Source organism: Pseudomonas sp. WOUb67 (genome assembly GCF_050058005.1).
Classification (GTDB): Bacteria; Pseudomonadota; Gammaproteobacteria; order Pseudomonadales; family Pseudomonadaceae; genus Aquipseudomonas; species Aquipseudomonas putida_R.
Genome location: NZ_CP170112.1, coordinates 4,702,912 through 4,727,308 on the forward strand (window position 1 = coordinate 4,702,912; position 24,397 = coordinate 4,727,308).

At 63.9% G+C, this 24,397-nt stretch carries 29 protein-coding genes; 22 read left to right on the forward strand and 7 right to left on the reverse strand.

Annotation, left to right across the window (positions count from 1 at the left end):
* The first annotated feature begins 61 nt into the window (after positions 1-61).
* Positions 62-886: a S24 family peptidase gene (locus tag ABOC32_RS20895; protein WP_426811636.1), complete on the forward strand. Its 825-nt coding sequence runs from the start codon at positions 62-64 to the stop codon at positions 884-886.
* Between the two features lie 38 nt (positions 887-924).
* Here ABOC32_RS20895 and ABOC32_RS20900 read toward each other — a convergent pair whose 3' ends face one another.
* Entirely contained in the window at positions 925-1,248 is a 324-nt protein-coding gene (locus ABOC32_RS20900) for a DUF1654 domain-containing protein (protein WP_426808681.1), read from the reverse strand.
* Between the two features lie 243 nt (positions 1,249-1,491).
* Between ABOC32_RS20900 and ABOC32_RS20905 the strand changes: the two genes are divergently transcribed.
* The 4 genes from ABOC32_RS20905 to pbpG all read left to right on the forward strand — a co-directional run bounded on the left by ABOC32_RS20905 (position 1,492) and on the right by pbpG (position 4,059).
* A complete protein-coding gene (locus ABOC32_RS20905) occupies positions 1,492-2,166 on the forward strand; it encodes a polysaccharide lyase family 7 protein (protein ID WP_426808682.1) in 675 nt (224 codons plus the stop codon).
* A gap of 186 nt (positions 2,167-2,352) precedes the next feature.
* Positions 2,353-2,589, forward strand: a complete 237-nt coding sequence (locus ABOC32_RS20910; protein ID WP_234227259.1) for an Arm DNA-binding domain-containing protein — start codon at positions 2,353-2,355, stop codon at positions 2,587-2,589.
* Between the two features lie 152 nt (positions 2,590-2,741).
* Positions 2,742-2,981 (forward strand): hypothetical protein, encoded by a 240-nt coding sequence (locus ABOC32_RS20915; protein ID WP_234227258.1) that lies wholly within the window; start codon positions 2,742-2,744, stop codon positions 2,979-2,981.
* A 154-nt stretch (positions 2,982-3,135) separates the two neighbouring features.
* Positions 3,136-4,059 (forward strand): D-alanyl-D-alanine endopeptidase, encoded by a 924-nt coding sequence (gene pbpG, locus ABOC32_RS20920; protein ID WP_426808683.1) that lies wholly within the window; start codon positions 3,136-3,138, stop codon positions 4,057-4,059.
* Positions 4,060-4,206: 147 nt separating this feature from the next.
* On the opposite strand, the gene ABOC32_RS20925 is transcribed toward pbpG, so the two are convergent.
* The gene (locus tag ABOC32_RS20925) at positions 4,207-4,653 is read right to left on the reverse strand and encodes a hypothetical protein (protein ID WP_426808684.1); all 447 of its coding nucleotides are present in this window, start codon (positions 4,651-4,653) and stop codon (positions 4,207-4,209) included.
* Between the two features lie 173 nt (positions 4,654-4,826).
* On the opposite strand from ABOC32_RS20925, the gene ABOC32_RS20930 reads away from it, so the two are divergent.
* From ABOC32_RS20930 to ABOC32_RS20970, 9 genes are all read left to right on the forward strand, one after another.
* On the forward strand, positions 4,827-6,161 hold the full coding sequence (locus ABOC32_RS20930; protein WP_426808685.1) for a lysine N(6)-hydroxylase/L-ornithine N(5)-oxygenase family protein: 1,335 nt from the start codon (positions 4,827-4,829) through the stop codon (positions 6,159-6,161).
* Positions 6,162-6,339: 178 nt separating this feature from the next.
* Positions 6,340-7,539: a PepSY-associated TM helix domain-containing protein gene (locus tag ABOC32_RS20935; protein WP_426808686.1), complete on the forward strand. Its 1,200-nt coding sequence runs from the start codon at positions 6,340-6,342 to the stop codon at positions 7,537-7,539.
* Complete coding sequence (locus ABOC32_RS20940) at positions 7,536-8,075, forward strand: thiamine pyrophosphate-binding protein (protein ID WP_426808687.1); 540 nt, start codon at positions 7,536-7,538, stop codon at positions 8,073-8,075. Before ABOC32_RS20935 ends, ABOC32_RS20940 begins: the two co-directional genes overlap by 4 nt.
* The gene (locus ABOC32_RS20945; RefSeq protein ID WP_084966097.1) at positions 8,072-8,392 is read left to right on the forward strand and encodes a hypothetical protein; all 321 of its coding nucleotides are present in this window, start codon (positions 8,072-8,074) and stop codon (positions 8,390-8,392) included. The genes ABOC32_RS20940 and ABOC32_RS20945 overlap by 4 nt, the downstream gene beginning before the upstream one ends.
* Complete coding sequence (locus tag ABOC32_RS20950; RefSeq protein ID WP_016499098.1) at positions 8,389-8,958, forward strand: DUF6162 family protein; 570 nt, start codon at positions 8,389-8,391, stop codon at positions 8,956-8,958. The genes ABOC32_RS20945 and ABOC32_RS20950 overlap by 4 nt, the downstream gene beginning before the upstream one ends.
* Before the next feature lie 16 nt (positions 8,959-8,974).
* A complete protein-coding gene (locus tag ABOC32_RS20955; protein ID WP_426808688.1) occupies positions 8,975-9,877 on the forward strand; it encodes a metal ABC transporter substrate-binding protein in 903 nt (300 codons plus the stop codon).
* Entirely contained in the window at positions 9,874-10,623 is a 750-nt protein-coding gene (locus tag ABOC32_RS20960) for a metal ABC transporter ATP-binding protein (protein WP_426808689.1), read from the forward strand. Before ABOC32_RS20955 ends, ABOC32_RS20960 begins: the two co-directional genes overlap by 4 nt.
* Entirely contained in the window at positions 10,620-11,519 is a 900-nt protein-coding gene (locus tag ABOC32_RS20965) for a metal ABC transporter permease (protein ID WP_426808690.1), read from the forward strand. Before ABOC32_RS20960 ends, ABOC32_RS20965 begins: the two co-directional genes overlap by 4 nt.
* Complete coding sequence (locus ABOC32_RS20970) at positions 11,516-12,379, forward strand: metal ABC transporter substrate-binding protein (RefSeq protein WP_426808691.1); 864 nt, start codon at positions 11,516-11,518, stop codon at positions 12,377-12,379. Before ABOC32_RS20965 ends, ABOC32_RS20970 begins: the two co-directional genes overlap by 4 nt.
* Before the next feature lie 125 nt (positions 12,380-12,504).
* Here ABOC32_RS20970 and ABOC32_RS20975 read toward each other — a convergent pair whose 3' ends face one another.
* The 5 genes from ABOC32_RS20975 to ABOC32_RS20995 form a co-directional block, all read right to left on the reverse strand.
* A complete protein-coding gene (locus ABOC32_RS20975; RefSeq protein ID WP_426808692.1) occupies positions 12,505-13,557 on the reverse strand; it encodes a DUF1615 domain-containing protein in 1,053 nt (350 codons plus the stop codon).
* Between the two features lie 26 nt (positions 13,558-13,583).
* Positions 13,584-14,135, reverse strand: a complete 552-nt coding sequence (locus ABOC32_RS20980; protein WP_426808693.1) for a hydrolase — start codon at positions 14,133-14,135, stop codon at positions 13,584-13,586.
* Positions 14,136-14,192: 57 nt separating this feature from the next.
* Positions 14,193-14,912: a thioesterase II family protein gene (locus tag ABOC32_RS20985; protein WP_426808694.1), complete on the reverse strand. Its 720-nt coding sequence runs from the start codon at positions 14,910-14,912 to the stop codon at positions 14,193-14,195.
* Complete coding sequence (locus tag ABOC32_RS20990; RefSeq protein ID WP_016499090.1) at positions 14,909-15,130, reverse strand: MbtH family protein; 222 nt, start codon at positions 15,128-15,130, stop codon at positions 14,909-14,911. Before ABOC32_RS20990 ends, ABOC32_RS20985 begins: the two co-directional genes overlap by 4 nt.
* Before the next feature lie 240 nt (positions 15,131-15,370).
* Positions 15,371-15,772: a hypothetical protein gene (locus ABOC32_RS20995; protein WP_426808695.1), complete on the reverse strand. Its 402-nt coding sequence runs from the start codon at positions 15,770-15,772 to the stop codon at positions 15,371-15,373.
* Between the two features lie 266 nt (positions 15,773-16,038).
* On the opposite strand from ABOC32_RS20995, the gene purU reads away from it, so the two are divergent.
* The 8 genes from purU (at position 16,039) to ABOC32_RS21035 (ending at position 24,396) form a co-directional block, all read left to right on the forward strand.
* The gene (gene purU, locus ABOC32_RS21000; RefSeq protein ID WP_426808696.1) at positions 16,039-16,905 is read left to right on the forward strand and encodes a formyltetrahydrofolate deformylase; all 867 of its coding nucleotides are present in this window, start codon (positions 16,039-16,041) and stop codon (positions 16,903-16,905) included.
* Entirely contained in the window at positions 16,902-17,813 is a 912-nt protein-coding gene (gene folD / locus ABOC32_RS21005; protein ID WP_426808697.1) for a bifunctional methylenetetrahydrofolate dehydrogenase/methenyltetrahydrofolate cyclohydrolase FolD, read from the forward strand. Before purU ends, folD begins: the two co-directional genes overlap by 4 nt.
* Positions 17,795-19,036: an FAD-dependent oxidoreductase gene (locus tag ABOC32_RS21010; protein ID WP_426808698.1), complete on the forward strand. Its 1,242-nt coding sequence runs from the start codon at positions 17,795-17,797 to the stop codon at positions 19,034-19,036. Before folD ends, ABOC32_RS21010 begins: the two co-directional genes overlap by 19 nt.
* Before the next feature lie 11 nt (positions 19,037-19,047).
* Complete coding sequence (locus tag ABOC32_RS21015; RefSeq protein ID WP_426808699.1) at positions 19,048-19,353, forward strand: sarcosine oxidase subunit delta; 306 nt, start codon at positions 19,048-19,050, stop codon at positions 19,351-19,353.
* A complete protein-coding gene (locus tag ABOC32_RS21020) occupies positions 19,350-22,253 on the forward strand; it encodes a 2Fe-2S iron-sulfur cluster-binding protein (RefSeq protein ID WP_426808700.1) in 2,904 nt (967 codons plus the stop codon). Before ABOC32_RS21015 ends, ABOC32_RS21020 begins: the two co-directional genes overlap by 4 nt.
* Before the next feature lie 3 nt (positions 22,254-22,256).
* Positions 22,257-22,862 carry a sarcosine oxidase subunit gamma gene (locus ABOC32_RS21025; protein WP_426808701.1) on the forward strand — a complete coding sequence of 202 codons (606 nt, stop codon included), beginning with the start codon at positions 22,257-22,259 and terminating at the stop codon, positions 22,860-22,862.
* Positions 22,863-23,224: 362 nt separating this feature from the next.
* The gene (locus tag ABOC32_RS21030) at positions 23,225-23,647 is read left to right on the forward strand and encodes a nuclear transport factor 2 family protein (protein WP_426808702.1); all 423 of its coding nucleotides are present in this window, start codon (positions 23,225-23,227) and stop codon (positions 23,645-23,647) included.
* Positions 23,644-24,396 (forward strand): SDR family NAD(P)-dependent oxidoreductase, encoded by a 753-nt coding sequence (locus ABOC32_RS21035; RefSeq protein ID WP_426808703.1) that lies wholly within the window; start codon positions 23,644-23,646, stop codon positions 24,394-24,396. Before ABOC32_RS21030 ends, ABOC32_RS21035 begins: the two co-directional genes overlap by 4 nt.
* Position 24,397 lies beyond the last annotated feature (1 nt).

Below are 24,397 nucleotides of genomic sequence, written 5' to 3' on the forward strand. Positions count from 1 at the left end.
AAGAGCTAATTTAGCCATGCGTACATTTAGCAGCGAGCTAAACACTGGCATGCTTCGCCCTATGGACATCTACGACATTCGCAAGCACAACCTGGTCAAGCTCATCGGCAGCCAGAAAAAGGGATCCTGCGCAGAGCGCTGGGGGATGGCGCCTGCACACCTGAGCCAGATCCTTTCCGACAAGACCGCGAAAAACCTGGGCGATGACGTGGCCCGCAGAATCGAGGGCATCGAAGGCCTGCCGCGGGGTTGGTTCGACGCACTGTCGGCAGGCGACCCCGTGCAGGCGTCGGTCGAAGCGGGCGAAGGCAAGCTTTCGGCGGCCGACCTGGTAAAGCAGATGCTGGCCAGAAGCGGTAAGGGTATCCCTGAGGAAACCCGGCAACGGTTGCTGGCTGCTGCAGAAGAACCGCAGGATGCCACGCTGATAAAGGCTGACTTTGTTCGCCCTGGCCTGGTCGGTGACGAAGTGTGGATTGCCCACTACGATGTGCGGGCCGCCATGGGCGGTGGCCAGATCCCCCACGACTACCCCGAAATGTTCAAGGACGTTCGCGTCAGCCCCAGCCATCTGCGCGAGCTGGGTGTGGCGTTCACTGAACACCACCACCTGAAGATGATCACAGGCTGGGGCCAGTCGATGGAGCCGACCATCAAGCACCGCGACCCGCTGATCGTCGATGTCAGCATCCGCGAGTTTGTCGGCGATGGTATCTACTTCTTCTCCTGGGGCGACCACGTCTACATCAAGCGATTGCAGATCGCTGACGATGACCACTTCGAGATGATTTCCGACAACTCGCGGCACAAGGACCGCATGATTCGCCGGGAAGAAACCTACATTCAGGCCAGAGTGCTACTGGTGTGGAATGCGCACCTGGTATGAAGCCGAAGCCCGCCACCCAGGCGGGCTTTGCATAACGCTCAGAAAGGCGCCGGCACTTCAACCTCCTCCTTGCTGTACTGCTCAACGATAAAGTCGTCACGCTCTTCCACACTGCTGCGCTGCCAGCGCACGGTGACGCTTTCGTCGTCGTTGAACGTCAGGTCCAACTCGGGCGTGTCGGACAGCAGGCCCATCACCTCCTCCCATTCGGCATCACCGTCGGTATCCAGACGATGCACAACGACCCAACGCTGCGTCTGCGCGAGCGGGTGGTTGATCATCGACGACACCCGCAGGCCAAGCCGCTCTACTCCGGTCATTTCCTGGTGCTGCTGGGCTGCTGCCTTCATGTGCTTAGACATATGCTCATCCTGATAGCTGTATATTCGTACAGTATTCAGAGAAAGCTTATCTCACCGCCAAATCCAGCGTAAAGCCCTGCCGCAGAAAAATTTCGCCAGCAGGTAATTTGTCTCAAAGCGAAATTTATTTAGCTATTCGCTATTGACCGCATTTTAGCTTAAGGCTAATTTTTACTTCGACAGCCAGATGCAAGGCTGCCGGAACGGTTCGTCATTCAAGCCACTTTTTCGTCAGGAGCTCCCATGGCCGTAGACATCAGCAACCTCACCCTCGCCACCCCGGTGGCGGTCTCCTCAACCAATCCTGTAGCGCTCGAACTCAACGGTGCCGAAGCGATCGCGCGATTGCCGAGTGTGGTAAAGGTGCTCAGCGATGGCTCGATCCAGCTTTCAGCGCCGACCAAAGGTGCTTCGAGCAAAAGCACCCACAGGACCCGCTGCGAATGGACAGAAACCGAAGACTGGACACTAACCAGCGACCAGGATCACTGGAACCGCCAAACCATGACGCTGACCAAGGTCAACGCGGCGCAAAAGGTGGTGATCGCCCAGATGCACGTGCGTGGGGATGACAGCCCGCCGGTGAAGGTGTTCTGGAACAAAGGCAACATTACCCTGGGGTTTCGGCGCACCTACAATCAGACCGACCCGGTAAACTCGACCGTGCTCAAAGGCGTGCCTCTGGGGGCGAAGTTCAACGTGAGCATCCACACCACGTCTGCCGGCGTGGTCAATGTAATGGCCAAATGCAACGGGGTGTCCGGCGCATCCGGCGATCTACAGCTCGACAGCACCTGGGCGTCGCGCCTGTTCGAATTCCACGGCGGCATCTACAACCAGGTTGACTACACCGATGCAACACCGGCCACTGACGGTTCGGTCTGCATCATCAGCGAACTCTCGCTGATCCATCGCTGAGCGTCGAAAGCCGGCAAGGCATCCCGATGCGCCGCCCGTCACAGATTGCATCGGGATGCCGGCTGACCAAAAGCGCGTGGTTGACACGCGTGACACGCCACGCCATTGATTAGTCTCGATGAGTCATATTGTTGCCTTCCCGCTCTCAGACTAATAATTAGCTCTCTGCCTGGGGAGGCGCGAAACATGCAACCAAGATTCGTTATCGTTCCTGCAGTGCCAGTGGAAGGCGAGTCCTTCCGCATTGGCAACCGGTTCTATGCCGCTACAACTTCGGGCGGCTTCGATATCTACGACAACCAGGAGAAACAGCGGCTCAAGCGCGGCTTTATCAACAAGTCCGAGGCCGCGACTGCATGCGGGTTGATGAACGCCGAATCACGTAATCCAGCGGCGCAGTTCCCGATATTGCGGACAGATTGATGTGCGGTATCACGCTTACTGAAGGCTAGCGGCAGCAGCGGATCAGCCCGCCCGTTAAATCTGCATGTAAAGAGGCGCTGAAAAGGGCTTGCGGTATCCTGTCGCCGTGCCGTAAATTCGCCCGATCCTGTCATTCCTGCTGGTGTTGAGGAGTGACGCTGAAGCCCAACACTCAGTTGGGCTTTTCCGTTTTTGCGACAGGGCCATTTTTCAAGGTGTGCCGATTGTTGCGATTGATTAAAAGAAAGTTCTCCAGAATGCTGCGAAAGTGGTTCGTCTACCTAGCGGTTGCAGGGCTGGCGGGCAACTACAGCCGATTGTTTGATCATCTTTCAATCTGGAAGCCTTGGCGCCTGGCCAAGGGCGTAGCGGCATACTTCATAGCCTCCTGATGCCGTTCTTTCACTGCAGGATTAAATTTCGTTCACCTTGCGCCCTTTAGTCATAAGGCATTCGACAGCGTTTGGGCCATACTCCACAATGCATCGGTTTTTGGGGAAAACCCTTGCACAGCCAACGACATACCAACTTTTAGTGAGCCTCAACGTGAAAACATCCCTGTCCATCCTCAGCCTGCTGCTGTTGCTCACAGGTACCGCGACCCTTCCGTCGACTGCTGCTGCACAACCCCCGGCTCAAGTCCAACGTGACCCGTCCAAGCTGCACCTGGCTTCGGGCAGCGCCTTGCTGATCGACCTGAATACCAATCAGGAGCTGTATTCGAGCCACGCCGACCGCGTGGTGCCGATCGCTTCGGTAACCAAGCTGATGACAGCGATGGTGGTACTGGATGCCAGGCTGCCCATGGATGAGATGCTCACCATGACCATTGCCAACAACCCGGAAATGAAAGGCGTGTATTCGCGCGTGCGCCTGGGCAGCCAGCTCGACCGCCGCGAGACCCTGCTGATTACCCTGATGTCGTCGGAAAACCGTGCCGCCAACAGCCTGGCCAACGCCTACCCCGGCGGCTATCCGGCGTTCATCAAGGCGATGAATGCCAAGGCCCGCAGCCTGGGTATGGCACATACCCGCTACGTCGAGCCGACTGGCCTGTCGACGCAGAACGTGTCCACCGCCCGCGACCTGGCCAAATTGCTGATGGCTTCGCGCAAGTACCCGATGCTGAGCGAGCTGTCGACCACCCGCGAGAAGACCGTGGCGTTCCGCAAGCCCAACTACACCCTGGGCTTCCGTAACACCGACCACCTGGTGAACAAGAGCAACTGGGACATCAAGCTGACCAAGACCGGCTTCACCAACGAAGCCGGGCACTGCCTGGTACTGCTGACCCGCATGGACAACCGCCCGGTGGCCATGGTCATCCTCGATGCCTTCGGCAAGTACACCCACTTCGCCGATGCCAGCCGCATGCGTCAGTGGCTGGAGACCGGTGCCGCCAAACCGGCACCGGCAGTGGCCATGCAGTACAAGAGCGACCGGAGCAAGGGGCGGCTGGTGGCCGAGTAACCCGGGCCTCGAATCTCGAATGATGGGGCCTGCACGGGCCCTATCGCCGGCAAGCCAGCTCCCACAGGGCCTGCGAGAGCAACCGCCGTACGCGGTCTTTGTGGGAGCTGGCTTGCCGGCGATGGGCTGCACAGCAGCCCCAAGGCTTCAGGCCGTGGCGCTGACCATCCCCCCCGAGCTGCTGCCACCCTCTTGCTGCAACAGCTCCAGCAGCTGCGCCGTGGCAGCCATGATCTGCCCGTTGATGGTGGCAATGCTCGCCTGCTTGGCGCCCACCGCAGCCGCCTTGGCAGCGTCATCCATCTTGCTGTTCTGCAATGCGGCCAACTGCTTCTGCTCCTCGACCAGCTGCTTCTGCAGGTCCTTGATCAGCTGACGCAGCTCGGTTACGGCCTCGGACTCACCACTGTCTTCACTGTCCGTAGGTTGCGCCTGGCTACCCGCTGAAACCTTCATGCTGTCGCTACTGATGCTCAAGGGGCCCAGTGCCTCGCCAGCCTGTTTTGCCTGCTCGCGTTCAGCCGTTGCGGTCGCGCTCAGCGTCTGCGCCGAAACGCCATTGATCATCAAGTTGCTTGCCGTGATTCCGCTCATGTCATTCCCTGCCTGAAAGATAGGTCCTTGCCGTAACCACCCTATCGGCCAACCCTCGCAGTTCTTTAGCCCGCTTAAATTCCCCCACGACTGGCTCGTTCCAACTCATGTACTTGCGCAGGAGCCGGAGCCCCGGCGGGCGTCCATATTCGACCATTCAGGGAATCGCAACCATGAGCCAGCCCTCACAGCAGGAAACCATCAAAGATCTGATCGGCGTGGGCTTCGGCCCTTCCAACCTGGCCTTGGCCATTGCCCTGGAAGAACTCGCCGAATCTCAGGGCCACGCCCTCGACGCATTGTTCATCGAGAAGCAGCAGGACTACCGCTGGCACGGCGAAACCCTGGCCACCCAGAGCGAACTGCAAATCTCGTTCCTCAAGGACCTGGTGTCGTTGCGCAACCCCACCAGCCCCTACAGCTTCGTCAACTACCTGCACCAGAAGCAGCGCCTGGCCGACTTCATCAACCTCGGCACCTTCTACCCCTGCCGCCTGGAGTACAACGACTACCTGCGCTGGGCCGCCGAACATTTCGCTACCCAGGCGGTGTATGGCCAGGAAGTGCTGCGCATCGAGCCGCACGTGCAGGCAGGCCGGGTCGAGCACCTGCGCCTGGTTTCGCGCGACGCCCAAGGCCGTGAATACAGCCGTCGCACCCGCTCGGTGGTGGTCGGCAGCGGCGGCACGCCGAAAATCCCGGAAAAGTTCGGTGCCTTCAAGGACGACCCACGGGTATTCCATCACTCCCAGTACCTGAGCAGCCTCAACAAGCTGCCGTGCACCGCCGGCAAACCGATGCGCATTGCAGTGATCGGTTCGGGCCAGAGCGCCGCCGAGGCCTTTATCGACCTCAACGACAGCTACCCGTCGGTCAAGGTCGACATGATCCTGCGTGGCTCGGCCCTCAAACCCGCCGACGACAGCCCGTTCGTCAACGAGATCTTTTCGCCGGACTACACCGACCTGGTCTACAACGAACCCGCCGACCAGCGCAGCAAACTGCTGGGCGAATACCACAACACCAACTACTCGGTGGTGGACCTCAACCTGATCGAACGCATCTACGGCATCCTCTACCGGCAGAAGGTTGCCCACCAGCACCGTCACAACGTGCTGTGCCGCCGCCAGGTCGAAGCCGTGGTGGCTACCCGCGAGGGCCTGGAACTGACCCTGCGTGACCTCGCCACCGGCCAGCAACAAACCCACCGCTACGACGCCGTGATCCTCGCCACCGGCTACGAGCGACGCTCGCACCGTGACCTGCTGGCGCCGCTGGCCGGTTACCTGGAAGACTTCAACGTCGACCGCAACTACCGCGTACTGGCCAGCCCCGACCTGCAGGCCTCGGTGTACCTGCAGGGCTTCTGTGAGAACAGCCATGGCCTGAGCGACACACTGCTCTCGGTGCTGCCGGCCCGCGCTGCGGAAATTGGCCGTGCGCTGTACCAGGACCTGGCGCAGTTGCACGGCAAACCGCAACCGGCCGTGGCCCTGACCCGCGCCTGAGCCCTTCTGCAACATCTCCCTTCAAGGCCGGCCTGACGCCTCGCGTGCGGGTCGGCTTTGCGCTTAGAAACATTTGCTTGCATTTAAAACGGCAGGTTTTCAATTCTCATTCGTCCTTATCAGTACAGCCCTCTTTGGTTGGGCCTACGCTCGACCACCCATTGCAGAAGACCGTCTGATGGCCAAATCACCGAAAAAATCCAAATCCAGGCTGTGGTTCCTGGTCCATAGCTGGCTCGCCCTGCCGATCTGGTTCTTTGTGCTGATCGTCTGCTTCACCGGCATGCTCGCTGTGGTCAGCCAGGAAATCGTCTGGCTCGCCAATCCCGATGTGCGTGCCAGCAAGCCGGACGCCAACGCTGACGCCGAGCGCCTTAGCTTCCAGCAGGTGTTGGACGCCCTGCACAAAGCCGAGCCGGACATGGTCGTGGAATCGCTCAGCCAGCCCGACGGTTCGCACTTTGCCCTTACGGCCGATGTGACATTCCCCGACGGCACCAGCCCAAAGCTGTACGTCAACCCGTACACCGGCGCCATCCAGGGCAAATCCCCCGACTTCAACTTCGAAGCCTTCACCCGCGCCCTGCACGGCTGGTGGCTGGTGCCCTTCACCAACGGTTTCAGCTGGGGCTGGTACCTGGTGTCGATTCTCGGCCTGCCCATGCTGGCCTCGCTGGTCACCGGCCTGGTGGTGTACAAGAAGTTCTGGAAGGGCTTCTTCAAGCCGGTGCGCACCGGGCATGGCTCGCGGATCTTCTGGGGCGACCTGCACCGCCTGGCCGGGGTCTGGTCGATCTGGTTCATTGCAGTCATTTCCATCACCGGTACCTGGTTCCTGATCCAGGCAATCCTGTTCGACAACCACATCACCATTTCCAGCCGGCCCATCGTGCCCGTGATCGCCCGCGAGGAAGTGCCGCAAACAGCCGATGGCAGCCCTGCCCCACGCATCGACATCGATGAGGCGGCGCGCATCGCAGGCCTGGCGATTCCAGGCCTGGAAATCTCCTTCGTTTCATTGCCGTCCACCGCTTACAGCCACGTTTCCATGGGCGGGCGCGGCTGGTATCCGCTGATGTTCCAAAGCGCCGAAGTCAACCCTTACACGCGCAAGGTCGACAGCCAGTTCCTGCTCAGCGACCGCTCCACGCTGGAGTTCGTCACCGAGTCCATGCGCCCCTTGCACACCGGCGACTTCGGCGGCCTGGCGATCAAGCTGATCTGGTTCTTCTTCGGCCTGGTACTCACCCTGATGGTGTTCAGCGGCTTGCTTATCTGGACCAAGCGCACCGCGCAGGCCACCGCCGCCGCCCTCAAGCGCAGCGAACGCGCCCCCCGCGCCGCTCGCGCCCAGCCCTCACTGGAGACCCAACCATGAGCCACGCCCAGGCCGTGCCCGCCAGCCCACTGAAGCAGTGGTGGCTGAAGTGGCGTTTTCACCTGAACATCCTGCTGATCCTGGTACCGCTGGGCTTCATGCCCAAGTACTTCAACGACGCCAAGCTGTTTCGAGGCGACGCCGGGCTGGGGGCGAACGTGATCACCGGCATCCAGGCAGGCCCCTATACCCTGGACCTGGCTGAGCTGCGTGACGAACCACCGCGCCCGGACGGCCCGGCTGGCGACTTCAAATCCTTCAACGCAGCGCTGTGCAAGGCCTGCCTGAATGACGTCAAGGCCGTTTACCTGCGCATTGGCAAACCGCGCAGCCTGCGTGCCGCCGGCACGATCTTCTTTGGTGCGCCTTATCGCATGGGCACCAACCTGCCCATCCCGCCCCGCACCAAACCCGACGCACAGATCTGGATCACCCTGGAAGGCTGGGACGGCAGCATGCACCAGGCGTCGGTCCCCCTGGCCAAAGCATCGCCAGCCACTGTGGCCTGGCTCGAAAAACAAGGAGGCAAGAAATGAAACAGCTGATGCGAACCCTCGCCCTGCCCTTGCTGGTGCTGGCCGCCGGCCCTGCCCTGGCGCACAACCCGATGTGCGAATGCGAAGAAACGGCCAGCGGCCAGGTCACGTGCACCGGCGGTTTCTCGGACGGCAGCGGTGCCCCTGGGGTGACCCTGGATGTGATCGGTTATGACGAACAGGTGCTGGTCGGCGGCAAGCTGGGCGACGACTCGACGCTCACCTTCAAGCGCCCGGACGGCGAATTCTACGTGCTGTTCGATGCAGGCCCCGGGCACGTGGTTGAAGTCGACTACGCCGATATCGCCCAGCCATGAGCCGCGCCCAAGTAATTCGCCCGGCCGGCGCGGGGCACGAAACCCTGTACGTGCTGCTGATCAGCCTGCTGATCGTGGTGCTGGCCGCCAGCGTGGTGCTGCTGCGTGGCGAGCGCGAAGACGAACAGACCATCGCCAGCCACCAGATCGACGCCCGTCGCGACCTCACCGCCGCCGAGCAGGGCTTGTATACCGACCTGCGGGTGGCCTTCGACGAAATCCAGCTGTTGCGTGAAGAAAACGCTGCCGTGCCTAGCGTGCAGGCCCTGGCCGAAGAAGGCCTGCCGCCGTTCGTGGTCGATGCCGGCAGCCAGAGCCGTGGCGGCCACCAATGGTCGTGGCTGGAGCCCGGCGCCTACCTGGGCCGCAGCCAGGCCCCTGAAGTCGCCGGCAGCCTGCTGCTGATCCTGCCGGCCGACAGCACTGGCCAGGCCGATGTCTGGCTGCGCCGCGACAGCGCCGCCATGACACCGGACGACCTCGGCCAGGCGGCACTGATTGCCGCTGGCTGGCAGCAGGTGGTCAGCCACTACGACGCCGGGGTTACCCGCGAACACCGTCACTGAACCCAAGGACTTCCCCATGTTCCGCTCCGCCCTCGCCCTGCTCCTGGCCCTTGCCCTGCCGGCAATGGCCCTGGCCGATAACGGCAAGCCGCTGCGCATCGGCATCACCCTGCACCCCTACTACAGCTACGTGACCAACATCGTCGGCGACAAGGCCGAAGTGGTGCCGCTGATTCCAGCGGGCTTCAACCCCCATGCCTATGAGCCACGGGCCGAGGACATCAAGCGCATCGGCACCCTGGACGTGGTGGTGCTCAACGGTGTCGGGCACGACGACTTCGCCGACCGCATGATCGCCGCCAGCGAAAAGCCGGGCATCAACACCATCGAAGCCAACCAGAACGTGCCGTTGCTGGCGGCCACCGGCATAGCCGCCCGCGGCGCAGGCAAGGTGGTCAACCCGCACACTTTCCTGTCGATCAGCACCACCATCGCCCAGGTCAACAACATCGCCCGCGAACTGGGCAAGCTCGACCCGGACAACGCCAAGTTCTACACGCAAAACGCCCGTGCCTACGCCAAGCGCCTGCGCGCCCTGCGCGCCGAAGCCCTGGCCAAGGTCACCGAGGCGCCCAGCGCCACCTTCCGGGTTGCCACCATCCATGCCGCCTACGACTACCTGGTACGCGACTTTGGCCTGGAGGTGACCGCCGTGGTCGAGCCTGCCCATGGCATCGAGCCCAGCCCGGCCCAGCTGAAAAAGACCATCGACCAGCTCAAGGCCCTGGACGTGCGGGTGATCTTCTCGGAAATGGACTTCCCGTCGGCCTATGTCGAAACCATCCAGCGTGAATCTGGCGTGCGCCTGTACCCGCTCACGCACATTTCCTACGGCGAATACACCAAGGACAAGTACGAAGTGGAAATGAAGCGCAACCTCGACACCGTGGTCCGCGCCATCCAGGAGAACCGCGCATGACCGCCGCCGCCAACCTGGTAACGGCCTTCGGGCCGCGCATCGAGTTCGCCGGCATCGACCTGACGCTGGGCCGCACATGCATCCTGGAGCAGGTCGGTTTCAGCGTGGCCGCCGGCAGCGTGCACGCCATCGTCGGCCCCAACGGCGGCGGCAAGAGCTCGCTGATCAAGACCCTGCTCGGGCAAATGCCGCATCAGGGCCATCTGACCCTGCATTGGCCAAGCGAACGCGAAGTGATCGGCTATGTGCCGCAGGCACTGGAGTTCGACCGCGGCCTGCCAATGACCGTGGACGACTTCATGGCCGCCATGTGCCAACGCCGCCCGGCCTTTCTCGGCCTGTCGCGGCGTGTGCAACCGGCCATCGACGCGGCGCTGGCGCGGGTCGGCATGCTCGACAAGCGCAAGCGGCGCATGGGTGCGTTGTCCGGGGGCGAGCGCCAGCGCGTGCTGCTGGCCCAGGGCCTGATCCCCGAGCCGCAGTTGCTGGTGCTGGACGAACCCATGTCGGCGCTCGATGAAGCCGGTATCCAGGTGTTCGAGCAGTTGCTCAAGGCCTGGCGCCAGGCTGGCACCACCGTGCTGTGGATCGAGCACGACCTTGAAGCCGTGCTGCGCCTTGCTGACCGGGTAACCGGCCTGAGCCGCAAGGTGCTGTTCGACGCCCCACCCGCCCAGGCCCTGACCCCGGAACGCCTGCTCGGCCTGTTCTCCGTTCATCCGCGTAGCGAGAGCCTTGCCTCATGAGTTTTGAAGCATTTCGCCAACTGGTCCAGGAATGGGCTACCGCTGGTTACCTGCCCGAGGCACTGGCCTACGGTTTCGTGGTCAACGCCCTGCTGGCCGGTATGATGATCGGCCCGGTGCTGGGCGGCCTGGGCACCCTGGTGGTGGTCAAACGTTTTGCCTTCTTCTCCGAGGCCGTGGGCCATGCCGCGCTGACCGGCGTGGCCATCGGCATCCTGCTGGGCGAGCCCTACACCGGCCCCTACGGCAGCCTGTTCGGCTACTGCCTGCTGTTCGGCATCTTGCTCAACTTCCTGCGCAACCGCACCGGGCTGTCGCCGGACACGCTGATCGGCGTGTTCCTGTCGGTGTCGCTGGCGCTGGGTGCCAGCCTGCTGCTGATGCTGGCAGGCAAGATCAACGTGCATATCCTCGAAAACGTGCTGTTCGGCTCGGTGCTCACCGTCAGCGGCCAGGACCTGGTGGTGCTGGGCATCGTCGCGGTGCTGGTGCTGGCCTTGGCGCTGCCGCTGTACAACCGCATCATGCTGGCCAGTTTCAACCCGCAGCTGGCAGCCGTGCGCGGGGTGGCGGTGAAAACCCTGGACTACCTGTTCGTGGTGCTGGTAACCCTGGTGACCGTGGCCGCCGTGAAGGTGATCGGGGCCATTCTGGTCGGTGCGCTGCTGGTCATCCCCGCTGCCGCCGCACGCCTGGTCAGCCAGTCGCTCAAGGGCTTTTTCTTCCTGTCGGTGGTGATTGCCACCATCAGCACCCTGTTCGGCATTCTGCTGCCGATCGTTTTCGACCTGCCAGTGCCGTCAGGCGCCGCGATCATCCTGGTCGCCGGCATCTGCTTTGCCCTGGCCGCCCTGGCCCGCGCCCTCGTCCCCCGCCTGCAAGGAAACCCGGCATGAACTTCAAACGCCTGACCCTGGCGCTGGCCCTGGCCGGCCTGCCGTCGCTGTCTTTCGCCACACAAGTGCTGACCACCCTGCCCGTCACCCACAGCCTGGCCAGCGCGCTGCTCGACGGCACTGCAGTACAGCTAAAACGTGCGGCGCCGGCCAACCTGCCGGCCAGCCGCCAGCCGTCGTACTTCAGCGGGCGCGGTGGCGCCAGCCTGGAGAAAGCCGCACAGCAGGCCGACGCGGTGATCGGCGTGCGTTCGATCTGGCGAGACGACCCGCTGTACCCGATGGCCCGACGCACTAACATCCGCATCGTCGAAATCGATGCTGCACGGCCGGTGGATGGCGCGCTGCCAGGCATTGCGGTCACGGGTGACGATGCCTACGGCGCCTACCCCTGGCTCAACCCGACCAACCTCGGGCGCATGGCCGATGTGGTGGCCAATGACCTGGAGCGCCTGGCCCCAGGCGACAAAGCGAAGATCCAGGGCAACCTGGCGGGGCTCAAGCGCCAGTTGCTGGAGCTTTCGGCCAGCAGCCAGACACGCCTGGCCAAGGTCGACAACCTGACCGTGGTGAGCCTGTCCGAGCGGTTGGGTTACCTGGCCAGCGGGTTGAACCTGGACGTGGTGGAGCAGCCGCTGCCGGCCGAGTGGGATGCTGCCACGCTCAAGGCGCTGGGTGAGAACCTGAAGGCGCAGGATGTGGCGTTGGTGCTGGACCATCGCCAGCCGGACGCGGCGGTAGCCGAAGTGATCAAGGCGGCCGGGGCGAAGCTGGTGGTGGTGGAGAGTGACCCTGAGGATGCGTTTGCAGGGCTCAAGGCCAGTGTCGACCAAGTGGTTGGGGCATTGGGCGAAAGCTGATGGTGCCTGCGCCGGCCTCTTCGCGGGTAAACCCGCTCCCACAGGGACCGCGCAGCCTTATGGCCCGGTGACATTCCTGTGGGAGCGGGTTTACCCGCGAAGAGGCCGGCACAGGCAACAATTGGTTAACGCTTCATGCACCGCTGGTAGCGCTCATCCACCCGCCCTGCAAACCATGCCGTGGTCAGCTTGCGGGTGATCTTCGGGCTTTTCAGTTCGATCCCCGGCAGTACCGCCCGCGGCACCGGTTTGCCGGCTTTGGCATCCGCCAGGGCAAACACCCCGCTGTACAACTTGCTGTCCTCGAACGCCAGGCTGTCGCCCTCCTCCAGCTGGCTGCGAATCTGCGGGTTACGCAGCCCCAGCTTCGCCCCCAGCTTTCTCGCGGCCTGCTCGGTGGTGCCCGGCATGATCGCCCCTGGCGCAATCAGGTCGCCGTCCAGGGCAAGCGGCACGCCGGTCGCCTTGCTCAATGCCGCCTGGAACGCCGCGTTGCGGCTGGCGTACCAGCCCGCGTTGAAATCTGCAAAACGGTACAGCTGGCGTTCGTAACTGGCCGGGTAGCCCAATAGGTGGGCAATACCGAAGTACATGCCGCCGCGCCGGGTGAACACTTCCTGGCGAATCGTACCGTCATGGCTGTAGGGGTAAGCCTGCGCATGCTTTTCGGCAAAATCGATGCTGACCTGCATTGGCCCGCCGGTGTGCACCGGGTTCAGCCCATCCAGCAACGTCTTGCCCAGCGGCACACGGGCAATGACCTCGTCGTACAGCTCGCTCAGCTGCTTTTCGCTGCGCACGGCCTGCAAACGCTGCTGGTAGCTCTGGCCGTTGCCCGAAGGGGTTTTCAGAGCGCCGTCCACCAGCAGCCTTGGAATGTGCAGGCGTGCGGCACGGCGGTCGATTTCCTCGCGGGCGATACGCCCCAGGTTGGGCACCTGCGGGTCGGCAGTGAAGGTCGATTCCTGCTCGGTCACCGCCAACACGGCGCACAGGTTGCTTTTGCTCGGTGCAATGCGCTGGGCTTCGAATGCCACTTGAATGTCCCTGGCCCAGCCCTCGCGGTCTTTGGCCTGCGCAGGCAGCAACCGCAGCAGCTGGGCGCGGACCTTGGCCGGGTCTGCTTCTGGTGCTTCTTCACGGCGCCCGGCACAACCTTGCAGCAGCGCCAGGGCCATCAACCCGGCAGCCAGTAACCGGCCGTTCAGGGCTGTTCACCGACCAGGTAGGTTTTGCTGATGTGGCGGAACAGCGGGTGGCCGGCACTGCCCATCAACTCGAACAGCACCATCTCGCGGGTCACAACCTGGGCCCCGGCGGCACGCATGCGCGCCAGGCCCGCCGCCTTGCTGGCCGGCGTGCGGCTGTCGCAGGCATCCTCGACCACAAACACCTGCTTGCCCAAGGCCAGCAGGCCAAGCACCGTCTGCAGCACGCAGACATGGGTTTCCATGCCGCAAACGATCACCTGCTCACGCGCCATCAGGCTGGCCGGCAGGCATTCGGCGGCCACGCAGGAAAAATGGCTTTTTTCCACCACTTCGGCTGCCGGGGCTGCGGCCAGCAGTTCCGCCACGGTATGCCCCAGGCCCTTGGGATACTGCTCGGAAATCACCGTCGGCAACTCCAGCTCGGCAGTCGCTGCCAGCAACCAGCGCGCCCGTGCCCGGGTGCCCTCGGGGTCGCTCATGGCGCCGATGAGTTTTTCCTGGATGTCGACGACCAGTAGCGTGGCCTTGTGTGGATCGATCAGCATTGTCCGCCCCTTGCCTGGGAAAAGGCCTAGCCTCCCCCAGGCAAGCGCTGACGTCAATCAGGCAGAAAGCCGAAGCGGTTCAAGCGAAGCAGTCAGCGCGCCGAGCACGTGGTCCTCCTTTTCATGGATGAAGAAGTGGCCGCCCGGAAACATCTGCAACGAGAACTCGCCGTGGGTTTCGTGGCGCCAGGCCTGTAATTGCTCGTCGCTGGCCCGGTCATCCGCGCCGCCCAGCACGTGCACCGGGCACTGCAATGCAGGACGCTGGCGGTAAGCGTAGGTGCCGCAAAGCAGAAAGTCCGCGCGCAGGGTCGGCAAGGTCAGGCTCATCAGCTCGGCGTTGGCCAGCACTTCCTCGGGCGTACCCTGAAGCTCGCGCAACTCGCTGATCAGCTCGGCGTCGCTCTTGGGCTCGCGCCAGTTCTTGCCGTCGTAGTCCTCACGCCGCGTGGGCGCCGCCGTGCCGCAGGCGAACAGCGCCAAGGGTGGCGGGCAGCCCAACGCTTGCAGTTCATGGGCCAGCTCGAAGGCCAGCAGCGCGCCCAGGCTGTGCCCAAGCAGCGCATAGGGGGCACTGGCCGCCAGGCGCTGCTCGCTGGCCAGTTGCCGGGCCAGGGTTTGCATGTCGGTGTGCAGCGGCTCGGCCATGCGTGCGCCACGCCCGGGCAGCTCTACCGGGCGCACTTGCAACCAGGCTGGCAGCTTGCGCCGCCAGCGGCTGTAGACCATGGCGCTAGCCCCGGAATACGGCAGACACAGCAGGTTCAGTGCAGTCACTGAGTAGCAGCTTCGGCCATTTTCTGACGCAGGCTCAGCGGGCGCATGTCGGTCCACACCTCGTCGATGTAGGCCAGGCAGTCCTTTTTCAAACCACTCTTGCCCACGGCACGCCAGCCGTTGGGGATGGCCTTGTAGTCTGGCCAGATCGAGTACTGCTCTTCGTGGTTGACCACTACCTGGAACTGGATATCGTCGCGGTCGAAAACGGAAGTCATTGCCTGTCTCCTTGAATGATGAGTGCCGCTGCACGCCTGGTGCAGGGGGGCTTTCAAGTAGACGTAGCAAGCGTTGAAAAAATTAGTAAGGCTGACGCAGTCCTTGTAGGAGCGGCCTTGTGCCGCGAATGGGCTGCGCAGCAGCCCCAGCGATACCTGCCTGGAACCCGGGGCCGCTCTGCGGCCCTTTCGCGGCACAAGGCCGCTCCCACAAAGAGCAAGCAGTGCAGAAATCAAAGGTCAGGCATCACGCAGCAGGTCGTGGGTATCCAGCAGGCGGAAGGCGACCTGCGGGTTGCGCTCCAGGCCGCGGCGGATCGCTGCCGGGATCGACTGCCGGGTCTTGCGGCACAGCCCTGGCTGGTCGTCCAGCTCGATGACGATGCCGCGCATGGTGCGCACTTCGTTGAAGCCGGGGGCGATGTGCACGCGGATGCCGAGGTTTTCGTACAGGCGTTGCTGCAGGCGTTGCAGGTCTTCCAGGTCCCTGAGGTTTTCCAGGCGTTCAAGCAGGCGCTTTTCTTCCTGTCGGGTCAGCAGGAGGATGCGTTGGGCCGCCTGCGGGTGATCGACCAAGTGTTCCCGGCCGCAGTCGCAGGCGCCAGGGGGGCAAGGTTGGCGTAAAGGGGGAGTGCTGGTCATTGGGCAAGCATAGCCAGTTTTTCGTCCAGTCTGCACCGGCCCTATCGCCGGCAAGCCAGCTCCCACAAAAAGCGTGACAAGCAGCAATAAACTTTCCTGCCAGGATAAAAAATTTCATAAACCCCTAGACCGTCACCCCTCATTTCGCCTATAAATCGCCTAAAGGAAATTTATATTCCTACCAAGAAAAACCCCTTCGCCCCCTCGCGAAGCGTCTTTTGCCCTTGTGCCCGACCTGCCCCACTCCATCACGAGGCCTATCCGACATGCACCCCGCTCCCGATCACTTCATCCTGCGCGTCAGTTGCCCGGCCGTGTCCGGCATCGTCGCCGCAGTGACCACCTACCTGGCCGAGCACGGTTGCTACATCAGCGAGATGGCGCAGTTCGACGACGAGGACAACGGGCGTTTCTTCATGCGCGCAGTTTTCCGCTACAACACCGGCACCACGGGCGACACGCCACAGCTGGAGGCTGGCTTTACCGACGTGGCCCAGCGCTTCGACATGCAGTGGAGCCTGCACAGCAGCGCCCGGCCGATGCGCGTGCTGCTGATGGTGAGCAAGTTCGACCACTGCCTGTCCGACCTGCTGTACCGCCACGCCAAGGGCGAGCTGGACATGCACATCACCGCCGTGGTTTCCAACCACCTGGACCTGCGCCCGATGGCCGAGCGCCAGGGGATCCGCTTCGTCTACCTGCCGGTTAGCAAAGACACCAAGGCCGAACAGGAAGCCGCGCTGCTGCGCATCGTCGAGGACACCGGCACCGAACTGGTGGTGCTGGCGCGCTACATGCAAATTCTCTCCGATGACCTGTGCCGCCAGCTGTCGGGCCGGGCGATCAACATCCACCACTCGTTCCTGCCCGGCTTCAAGGGCGCCAAACCCTACCACCAGGCCTACCAGCGCGGGGTCAAGCTGATCGGCGCCACCGCCCACTATGTGACCAGCGACCTGGACGAAGGCCCGATCATCGAGCAGGAAGTGCAGCGCGTGGACCACGCCTACGCACCGGACGACCTGGTGGCCATCGGCCGCGACACCGAGACCATCGCCCTGTCCCGCGCGGTGAAATACCACCTTGAACACCGGGTGTTCCTCAACCACGCCCGCACGGTGATCTTCAAATGAATGCCCTTCCCAGCGTCAAGCTGATCGACGGCAAGGCCACCGCCGCGCGGGTGCTGGCCGAAGTGCGCGAGCAGGTGCAGCAACTGCGCCAGGGCGGCGTGCAACCAGGCCTGGCCGTGGTGCTGGTGGGTGCCGATGCCGCCAGCCAGGTGTACGTGCGCAACAAGGTGCTGCGCGCCGAAGAGGTGGGCATCCGCTCGCTGGAACACCGCCTGCCCGCCGATACCACCCAGGCCCACCTGCTGACCTTGATCGACCGGCTGAACCGCGACCCCAAAATAAACGGCATCCTCGTGCAACTGCCATTGCCCGCGCACATCGACCAGCACCGTGTATTGCAGGCCATCAGCCCGCTCAAGGACGTGGACGGCTTCCACAGCGAGAACGTTGGCGGCCTGGCCCAGGGCCGCGATGTGCTCACCCCGTGCACCCCCAGCGGCTGCATGCGCCTGCTGCGCGACGCCTGTGGCGAGCTGCGCGGCAAGCATGCGGTGGTGGTCGGCCGTTCGAACATTGTCGGCAAGCCCATGGCTGCCCTGCTGCTGCAGGCCGACTGCACGGTGACCGTGGTGCATTCGCGCAGCCGCGACCTGCCGGCGCTGTGCCGCCAGGCCGACATCCTGGTGGCCGCAGTGGGCAAGCCACGGCTGATCGGTGCCGACTGGCTCAAGCCCGGTGCAGTGGTGATCGACGTCGGCATCAACCGCGTCGATGACGGTGGCCACAGCCGCCTGGTCGGCGATGTCGACTTCGCCGCTGCCCTGCCCCAGGTCGCCGGCATCACCCCGGTACCCGGCGGCGTCGGCCCGATGACCATCGCCTACCTGATGAAAAACACCCTGCTCGCCCTCGACCTGCAACAACAGGCCGCCCACCAGGAGCGCACCGCATGCCTTTCGCCCTGCTGAAATACGGCCTGAGTGCCGACTACCCGGTGGAGGTCGACCTGCCGCCAACGTGCGAACTCAAGCCACGCTATGACGTGGTGATCATTGGCGGCGGCGGCCACGGCCTGGCCATCGCCTACTACCTGGCCAAGTACCACGGCGTGACCAACGTCGCCGTGCTGGAAAAGGCCTATCTGGGCGGTGGCAACACCGCACGCAACACCGCGGTGATCCGCTCCAACTACCTCACCAGCGAGGGTGTGCGCTTTTACGCAGAATCGGTGCGCATGTTCCAGAACCTGTCGAACGAGTTCGACTTCAACATCATGTACTCCGAGCGCGGCCAGCTCACCCTGGCGCACACCGATGCCACCGTGCGCGCCTTCCGCCAGCGGGCCGAGGTCAACAAGCACTTTGGCGGGCGCACCGAAATGATCGACCGCCAACAGATTCGCGAACTGGTGCCCAGCCTCAACCTCGACCCCGGCCACCTGCCGGTGCTGGCAGGCCTGTGGCACATCGACGGCGCCACCGCGCGCCACGATGCAGTGGCCTGGGGCTACGCCAAACAGGCGGCCAAGCGCGGCGTGGAAATCCACCAGCTGACCGAAGTGCAAGACCTGCTGATTCGCAATGGCCGCATCGAAGCGGTGAAGACCAACCGTGGCACGGTGCAGTGCGGCTGCGTAGTCCAGGCCGTGGCCGGCGCCAGTTCGCTGCTGATGGCCAAGGCTGGCATCCGTGCGCCAATCCACACCTATCCGTTGCAGGCCATGGTCACCCAGCCGTTCAAGCCGTTCCTCGATCCGCTGGTCAGCTCGTCGGCGCTGCACTGTTATGTGCAACAGACCAGCCGTGGCGAGATCGTCTTTGGCGGCGGCTCCGACCCTTACCCGCTGTACAACACCCGCTCCACCCTCGACCTCAAGGAAAGCCTGCTGGCCCACGCCATCGAGATGTTCCCGTTCATGGCCAACGCCAAGCTGATGCGCCAGTGGGCCGGGATGACCGACATGACGCCGGACTACAGCCCGATCATGGGCCTGTCGCCGGTGCACAACTACTACCTGGACGCCGGCTGGGGCACCTGGGGCTTCAAGGCCACGCCCATCTGCGGCAAGACCATGGCCGAGCTGGTCGCCAGCGGCGGCAAGGTGCCCGAAATGATCGCCCCCTTCGCCCTGGAGCGCTTCAGCCGCTTCCAGCAAGTCAACGAAATGGGCGCCACTGCGGCCAGCCACTAGGAGCAACGACGATGAAGATCCTGACGTGCCCCTTGAACGGCCCGCGCAACATCAGCGAGTTCACCTACGGCGGCGAGCTCAAGCACATGCCCGACCCGGCCAGCTGCAGCGACGCCGAGTGGGCCGACTATGTGTTCAACAGCGACAACCTGGCCGGGGTGGTGACCGAGTGGTGGCTGCACAACGCTTCCAGCTACTGGTTTCTGGCCGAGCGCCACACGGTGAGCGACCAGGTGCTGCGCACCTTCGACCCGAAAGCCCTGTTCGACCGCCGCGTCGACTTCACCCCCGTCGCCACCCCGGAGATCGCCGGATGAACAGCCACACCCGCCTCCCCGCGCCCATGGGCCTGCTGATCGACCGCGAGCGGCCCCTGCGCTTCCAGTTCGACGGCCAGGCCTGCCAAGGCTTTGCCGGTGACACCATTGCCAGCGCCCTGCTCGGTAACGGCCGCTGGCTGCTGTCGCGCTCGTTCAAATACCATCGCCCACGCGGCCCGCTGAGCATGGCCGGGCAGGATGCCAACACCTTGGTGCAACTGCCCGAAGAACCCAACGTGCTGGCCGACCTAGAGGCAGCCCGCGAGGGCCAGGTGGTCGAAGGGCAGAACTTCAACGGCAGTCTGGAACATGATCGGGACGCCTACCTGGGCAAGTTCTCGCGCTTCATGCCGGTGGGCTTCTACTACCGCTCGTTCTACAAGCCCAAGGGCATGTGGAAAGTGTGGGAGCCGCTGATTCGCAAAAAGGCCGGCCTGGGCGTGCTCGACCTTGGCTTCAAGCCGCAGTACTACGACAAAGCCTATCTGTTCGTTGATGTGGCAGTCATCGGCGGCGGCCCCGCCGGCCTGCGCGCCGCGCTGGACGCGGCCAATGCCGGGGCCAAGGTGCTGCTGGTCGAACAACAGCCGGTGCTGGGCGGCTCGCTCACCTACGCCCGCTTCGACATCGCCGGCACCCGCGCCGCCAGCCTGCGTCAGGAGCTGCTGGCCGCCATCGAGGGCCACCCGAACATCCAGGTGCTGCTGGAGGCCACCTGCAACGGCTGGTTCACCGACAACTACCTGCCGGTGATCCAGCACAAACGCCTGTACAAGGTACGCGCCAGCCGTTGCCTGGTGGCGGCCGGTTCGTTCGACCAGCCGGTGGTGTTCCGCAACAACGACCTGCCGGGGGTGATGCTGACCAGCGCCGCCCAGCGGCTGATGAAGCTGTACGCGGTAAAACCAGGCCAGCGCGCGGTGATCCTCACCGGCCACGATGACGGCTACCTGGCCGCCCTCGACCTGCAGGAGCAAGGCGTGGCCGTAGGCGCCGTGGTCGATATGCGCGCTGCGCCGGCAGATGCCGCACTGGCCGCCGAACTGAAGCGCCGCGATATCCCCGTGCACCTGGGCAGCACGGTGTACGAGGCGCTGCACGAAACAGGCATGCGCCATGTCAGCGGCGTGGACATTCGCCCGATCACCGGCCAGGGCAAGGTCGGCGCGCATGGCCTGCGCCTGGCCTGCGACTTGCTGTGCATGTCGGCAGGCTACATGCCGGTGTACCAGTTGCTGTGCCAGGCCGGTGGCAAGCTGGCCTATGACATCAACCGTGACGAGTTCACCCTCGGCAACCTGCCCGCCGGGCTGGATCTCGCCGGCTCGGTAAACGGCCGCCACGCGCTGGCCAACGTGCTGGCCGATGCCACACGCGCCGCCGCCGATGCAGTGACAGCGCTGGGCCTGCAAGCGCCGTCGCAGCCGGTATTCAACGCCGAAGCCAAGGTCAATTTCCCCTGGCCGATTTTCCCGCACCCCAAAGGCAAGGATTTCGTCGACTTCGACGAAGACCTGCAAGTGCGCGACATCGTCAACGCCACCCGCAGTGGCTACCGTGACATCCAACTGGTCAAGCGCTTCTCCACGGTCGGCATGGGCCCGTCCCAGGGCCGCCACTCGGCGCTGCCCACTGCACGCCTGGTAGCCCATGCCACCGGCCGCAGCATCAGCGAGACCGGGGTGACCACCGCGCGCCCACCGTTCCAGGCCGAAAAGCTGGCGCATGTCGCCGGTCGTGCCTTCGACCCGTACCGGCAAACGCCCATGCACCGCCGCCACCTGCAAGCCGGGGCGAAAATGATGCCTGCCGGTATCTGGCAACGCCCGGCCTACTACGGCAAGCCGGAGGAACGTGAGCGCTGCATGCAGGAAGAAGCCCGTCATGTGCGTGAGAAAGTCGGCCTGATCGATGTTTCGACCCTGGGCGGCCTCGACGTACGCGGCCCAGACGCCGCAGAACTGCTGGAGCGCGTGTACACCTTCGGCTTTGCCAAGCTGCCTGTCGGGCGTACCCGTTATGCGCTGATGACCAACGAACACGGCGTGGTGATAGACGACGGCGTCTGCGCACGCCTGGGCGAGCAACACTTCTATGTCACCGCCACCACCAGCGGGGTCGACCGCATCTACCAACAGATGCTGAAGTGGAACGCGCAGTGGCGCCTGGACGTGGACATCACCAACGTCACCGCAGCGCTGGCCGCCGTCAACCTGGCCGGGCCGCTGTCACGCCAGGTGCTGGCCAAAGTGTGCGATGACGTGGACCTGTCGGCACAAGCCTTCCCCTACCTCGGCGTACGCCAGGGCAAGGTGGCCGGCATCCCGGCGCGCATCCTGCGGGTGGGTTTCGTTGGTGAACTGGGCTATGAAGTGCATGTGCCGGCACGCCATGCCGAACGCCTGTGGGACGCCCTGATGCAAGCCGGTGCGGGCCTGGGTATTCGCCCGTTCGGTGTCGAGACCCAGCGCCTGCTGCGCCTGGAAAAAGGCCATGTGATCATCAGCCAGGACACCGACGGCATGACCCACCCGGCAGAGATCGACATGCAGTGGGCCATCGGCCGCAAGAAGCCGTTTTTCGTCGGCAAGCGGTCCATCGAAATCCTTGAGGCGCAGCCGCTCAAGCGCAAGCTGGTCGGTTTCACCCTGCCAAAGGGCAGCCCGCAGCCGCTTGAGGGGCACCTGGTACTGGACGGGCCGGACATCAGCGGCAATGTCACTTCCTGCGAGTACTCGCACACCCTGGGGCAGATCATCGGCCTGGCCTATGCCGGCGCCCACCAGGCCACCCCCGGCATGCACATCCCGATCCGCGTGGAGGGCGGCGCGATGGTGCATGCCAAGGTGGTGCAACTGCCCTTCCACGACCCCGACAACCTGCGCCAGGAGCTCTGAGCCATGACCCATTTGCAAGCCGAAGCGCTTCGCCCCCGCAGCCCACGGGCCGAGGTGTTGCAAACCTGTGCGTTGACCGACCTGACCGATGTGGCGCGGGTCGGCTTTCGCGGTGGCGACAGTGCCGCCTACCTGCAGCAGCGTGGCTACCGTTTGCCTCAGCAGCCGAACCAGGCCGTACTTCAGGACGACGGCGGCTGGGTAGCGCGGTTGTCACAGACCGAGTACCTGTTGCTGGGCAGCCTGGCCGACGAAGGCTCACGGGTGGCTGCCGAAGAAGCCGAGTGGGTGCAGGATGCCCAGCGTAACTACCTGCTGCCACGCCAGGACAGCCATGCCTGGTTGCAGCTGTCGGGGGCGCATGGCAGTGCGGTGATGGCCAAGTTGTGCGGGGTGGATTTGCGTGCCGAGGCGTTTCCGGTCGGGGCGGTGGCGCAGACTTCGGCGGCACGCATCAATGTGATTGTGGTGAATGTGGGCAGTGATGAGCGGCCGGCGTTGCAATTGCTGTTTGATCGGGCATCGCTGGCTTACTTGCGCGACGCGATGCTGGATGCCATGGATGAGTTTGATGGTGGGTTGATTGGGCTGGGTGAGTTCACCACGTGATTTTCGGCGCCTGGGAGATCGAGCGCCGCCCGCGCGGCGCATCGCGAGCTGCGCTCGCTCCTACGTTTGTTTCGGGCCAATTATTCCTGTGGGATTTGCGCGCGAACGCTTTGGCACTTGACTCGATATCGCGTCGGACAAACAAGGCGGTCGCGTGCACCTGTCACAGGCTTGACTGGCCCGAAACAAACGTAGGAGCGAGCGCAGCTCGCGATGCGCCGCGCGGGCGGCGCTCGATCTCCCAGGCGCCAAAAATGTCCGGTCGAACGAACAAACTGTACAAAAAATTCCTTCTGTATAGATTTCTACAGTGACCTGCACTATACCTTGTACAACAAACCTATTTTGTACAGGTATTGTGCATGTCCAGCTACCTGCAATCCTTCGCCGAACGCTTTGCCACGCTCGATACGCACAACCTCGACCTGCTGAACGACCTGTACAGCGAGGACGTCGCATTTCGCGACCCTCTGCACCAGCTCGCCGGCCTTCCCGCGCTGCGGGCTTATTTCGCCCAGTTGTACGCTAGGGTGCCCGAGTGCCATTACCGCTTCGAAGGCACCGACGAGCTGGAACCGGGCCACGGCTACATTCGCTGGACGCTGCATTTTCGCCACCCGCAACTGGCCCGTGGGCAACTGATCAGCCTGCAGGGTTGCAGCCACCTGCGCTGGCATGAGCGGGTGTACTTTCACCAGGATTACTTCGACGCCGGCGCCCTGCTGTACGAGCACGTGCCGGTGATGGGCAGCGCCATTCGCTGGCTCAAAGGCAGGCTGGCATGAGCCGTTGCTGGCTGACCGGTGCCAGCAGCGGCATCGGTGCGGCGCTGGCGTTGCACTTGCTGGAGCAAGGCCACCAGGTGGCGTTGGGGGCACGCCGCGCAGACAAGCTGACGGCATTGGCCGAGCGGTTCCCGGGCCAGGTGTTGCTGACCGTGGGCGATGTCGACCAGCCTGGGCAGGTGGCGCAGATGGCCGGGCAGATCGAACAGGCCTGGGGCGCACTGGACCAGGTGATTCTCAATGCGGGCACCTGCGAGTACCTGGAGCCGGGGCACTTCGACCCGGCACTGGTCGAGCGAGTGATACGTACCAACGTGACCGGCACCAGCCTTTGCCTGGCCGCCGCCCTGCCGCTGCTGCGCCGCGGCCGGCAGCCACACCTGGTGGTCATGGGCAGTTCGGTCAGCTGGTTGGCGCTGCCGCGCGCCGGCGCCTATGGCGCGTCCAAGGCAGCATTGCGGTACTTGGTCGAGTCCCTGCGCATCGACCTGGCTGGCGAAGGCATCGATGTCACCCTGGTCAGCCCCGGCTTCGTCGACACGCCCCTCACCCGCCGCAACGATTTCCCCATGCCCCAGCTGTGGAGCGCCGAACGCGCCGCCGCCCATATCATCGCGCGCCTGCCTCGCCGCCCGCTGGAAATCACCTTCCCCGCCACCTTCACCCTGGTGCTGCGCCTGCTAGGCGCATTGCCGGCGCGCTGGCGCCTCAAGCTGGGCCGCCATCTGGCGCGCCAACCACAGGGCTGAC

Bases quoted from the DNA above. Each gene is read 5' to 3' on its own strand.
- ABOC32_RS20910 (WP_234227259.1), top strand. From the start codon at position 2,353: ATGCAACCAAGATTCGTTATCGTTCCTGCAGTGCCAGTGGAAGGCGAG.
- ABOC32_RS20935 (WP_426808686.1), top strand. From the start codon at position 6,340: ATGGCCAAATCACCGAAAAAATCCAAATCCAGGCTGTGGTTCCTGGTC.
- ABOC32_RS20970 (WP_426808691.1), top strand. From the start codon at position 11,516: ATGAACTTCAAACGCCTGACCCTGGCGCTGGCCCTGGCCGGCCTGCCG.
- ABOC32_RS20945 (WP_084966097.1), top strand. From the start codon at position 8,072: ATGAAACAGCTGATGCGAACCCTCGCCCTGCCCTTGCTGGTGCTGGCC.
- ABOC32_RS20960 (WP_426808689.1), top strand. From the start codon at position 9,874: ATGACCGCCGCCGCCAACCTGGTAACGGCCTTCGGGCCGCGCATCGAG.
- ABOC32_RS21025 (WP_426808701.1), top strand. From the start codon at position 22,257: ATGACCCATTTGCAAGCCGAAGCGCTTCGCCCCCGCAGCCCACGGGCC.
- ABOC32_RS20925 (WP_426808684.1), bottom strand. From the start codon at position 4,653: ATGAGCGGAATCACGGCAAGCAACTTGATGATCAATGGCGTTTCGGCG.
- ABOC32_RS20975 (WP_426808692.1), bottom strand. From the start codon at position 13,557: ATGGCCCTGGCGCTGCTGCAAGGTTGTGCCGGGCGCCGTGAAGAAGCA.
- ABOC32_RS20930 (WP_426808685.1), top strand. From the start codon at position 4,827: ATGAGCCAGCCCTCACAGCAGGAAACCATCAAAGATCTGATCGGCGTG.
- folD (WP_426808697.1), top strand. From the start codon at position 16,902: ATGAATGCCCTTCCCAGCGTCAAGCTGATCGACGGCAAGGCCACCGCC.
- ABOC32_RS21020 (WP_426808700.1), top strand. From the start codon at position 19,350: ATGAACAGCCACACCCGCCTCCCCGCGCCCATGGGCCTGCTGATCGAC.
- ABOC32_RS20900 (WP_426808681.1), bottom strand. From the start codon at position 1,248: ATGTCTAAGCACATGAAGGCAGCAGCCCAGCAGCACCAGGAAATGACC.
- purU (WP_426808696.1), top strand. From the start codon at position 16,039: ATGCACCCCGCTCCCGATCACTTCATCCTGCGCGTCAGTTGCCCGGCC.
- ABOC32_RS21035 (WP_426808703.1), top strand. From the start codon at position 23,644: ATGAGCCGTTGCTGGCTGACCGGTGCCAGCAGCGGCATCGGTGCGGCG.
- ABOC32_RS20895 (WP_426811636.1), top strand. From the start codon at position 62: ATGGACATCTACGACATTCGCAAGCACAACCTGGTCAAGCTCATCGGC.
- ABOC32_RS21030 (WP_426808702.1), top strand. From the start codon at position 23,225: ATGTCCAGCTACCTGCAATCCTTCGCCGAACGCTTTGCCACGCTCGAT.
- ABOC32_RS20990 (WP_016499090.1), bottom strand. From the start codon at position 15,130: ATGACTTCCGTTTTCGACCGCGACGATATCCAGTTCCAGGTAGTGGTC.
- ABOC32_RS20950 (WP_016499098.1), top strand. From the start codon at position 8,389: ATGAGCCGCGCCCAAGTAATTCGCCCGGCCGGCGCGGGGCACGAAACC.
- ABOC32_RS20995 (WP_426808695.1), bottom strand. From the start codon at position 15,772: ATGACCAGCACTCCCCCTTTACGCCAACCTTGCCCCCCTGGCGCCTGC.
- ABOC32_RS20940 (WP_426808687.1), top strand. From the start codon at position 7,536: ATGAGCCACGCCCAGGCCGTGCCCGCCAGCCCACTGAAGCAGTGGTGG.
- ABOC32_RS21010 (WP_426808698.1), top strand. From the start codon at position 17,795: ATGCCTTTCGCCCTGCTGAAATACGGCCTGAGTGCCGACTACCCGGTG.
- ABOC32_RS20965 (WP_426808690.1), top strand. From the start codon at position 10,620: ATGAGTTTTGAAGCATTTCGCCAACTGGTCCAGGAATGGGCTACCGCT.
- ABOC32_RS20980 (WP_426808693.1), bottom strand. From the start codon at position 14,135: ATGCTGATCGATCCACACAAGGCCACGCTACTGGTCGTCGACATCCAG.
- ABOC32_RS20905 (WP_426808682.1), top strand. From the start codon at position 1,492: ATGGCCGTAGACATCAGCAACCTCACCCTCGCCACCCCGGTGGCGGTC.
- ABOC32_RS21015 (WP_426808699.1), top strand. From the start codon at position 19,048: ATGAAGATCCTGACGTGCCCCTTGAACGGCCCGCGCAACATCAGCGAG.
- ABOC32_RS20955 (WP_426808688.1), top strand. From the start codon at position 8,975: ATGTTCCGCTCCGCCCTCGCCCTGCTCCTGGCCCTTGCCCTGCCGGCA.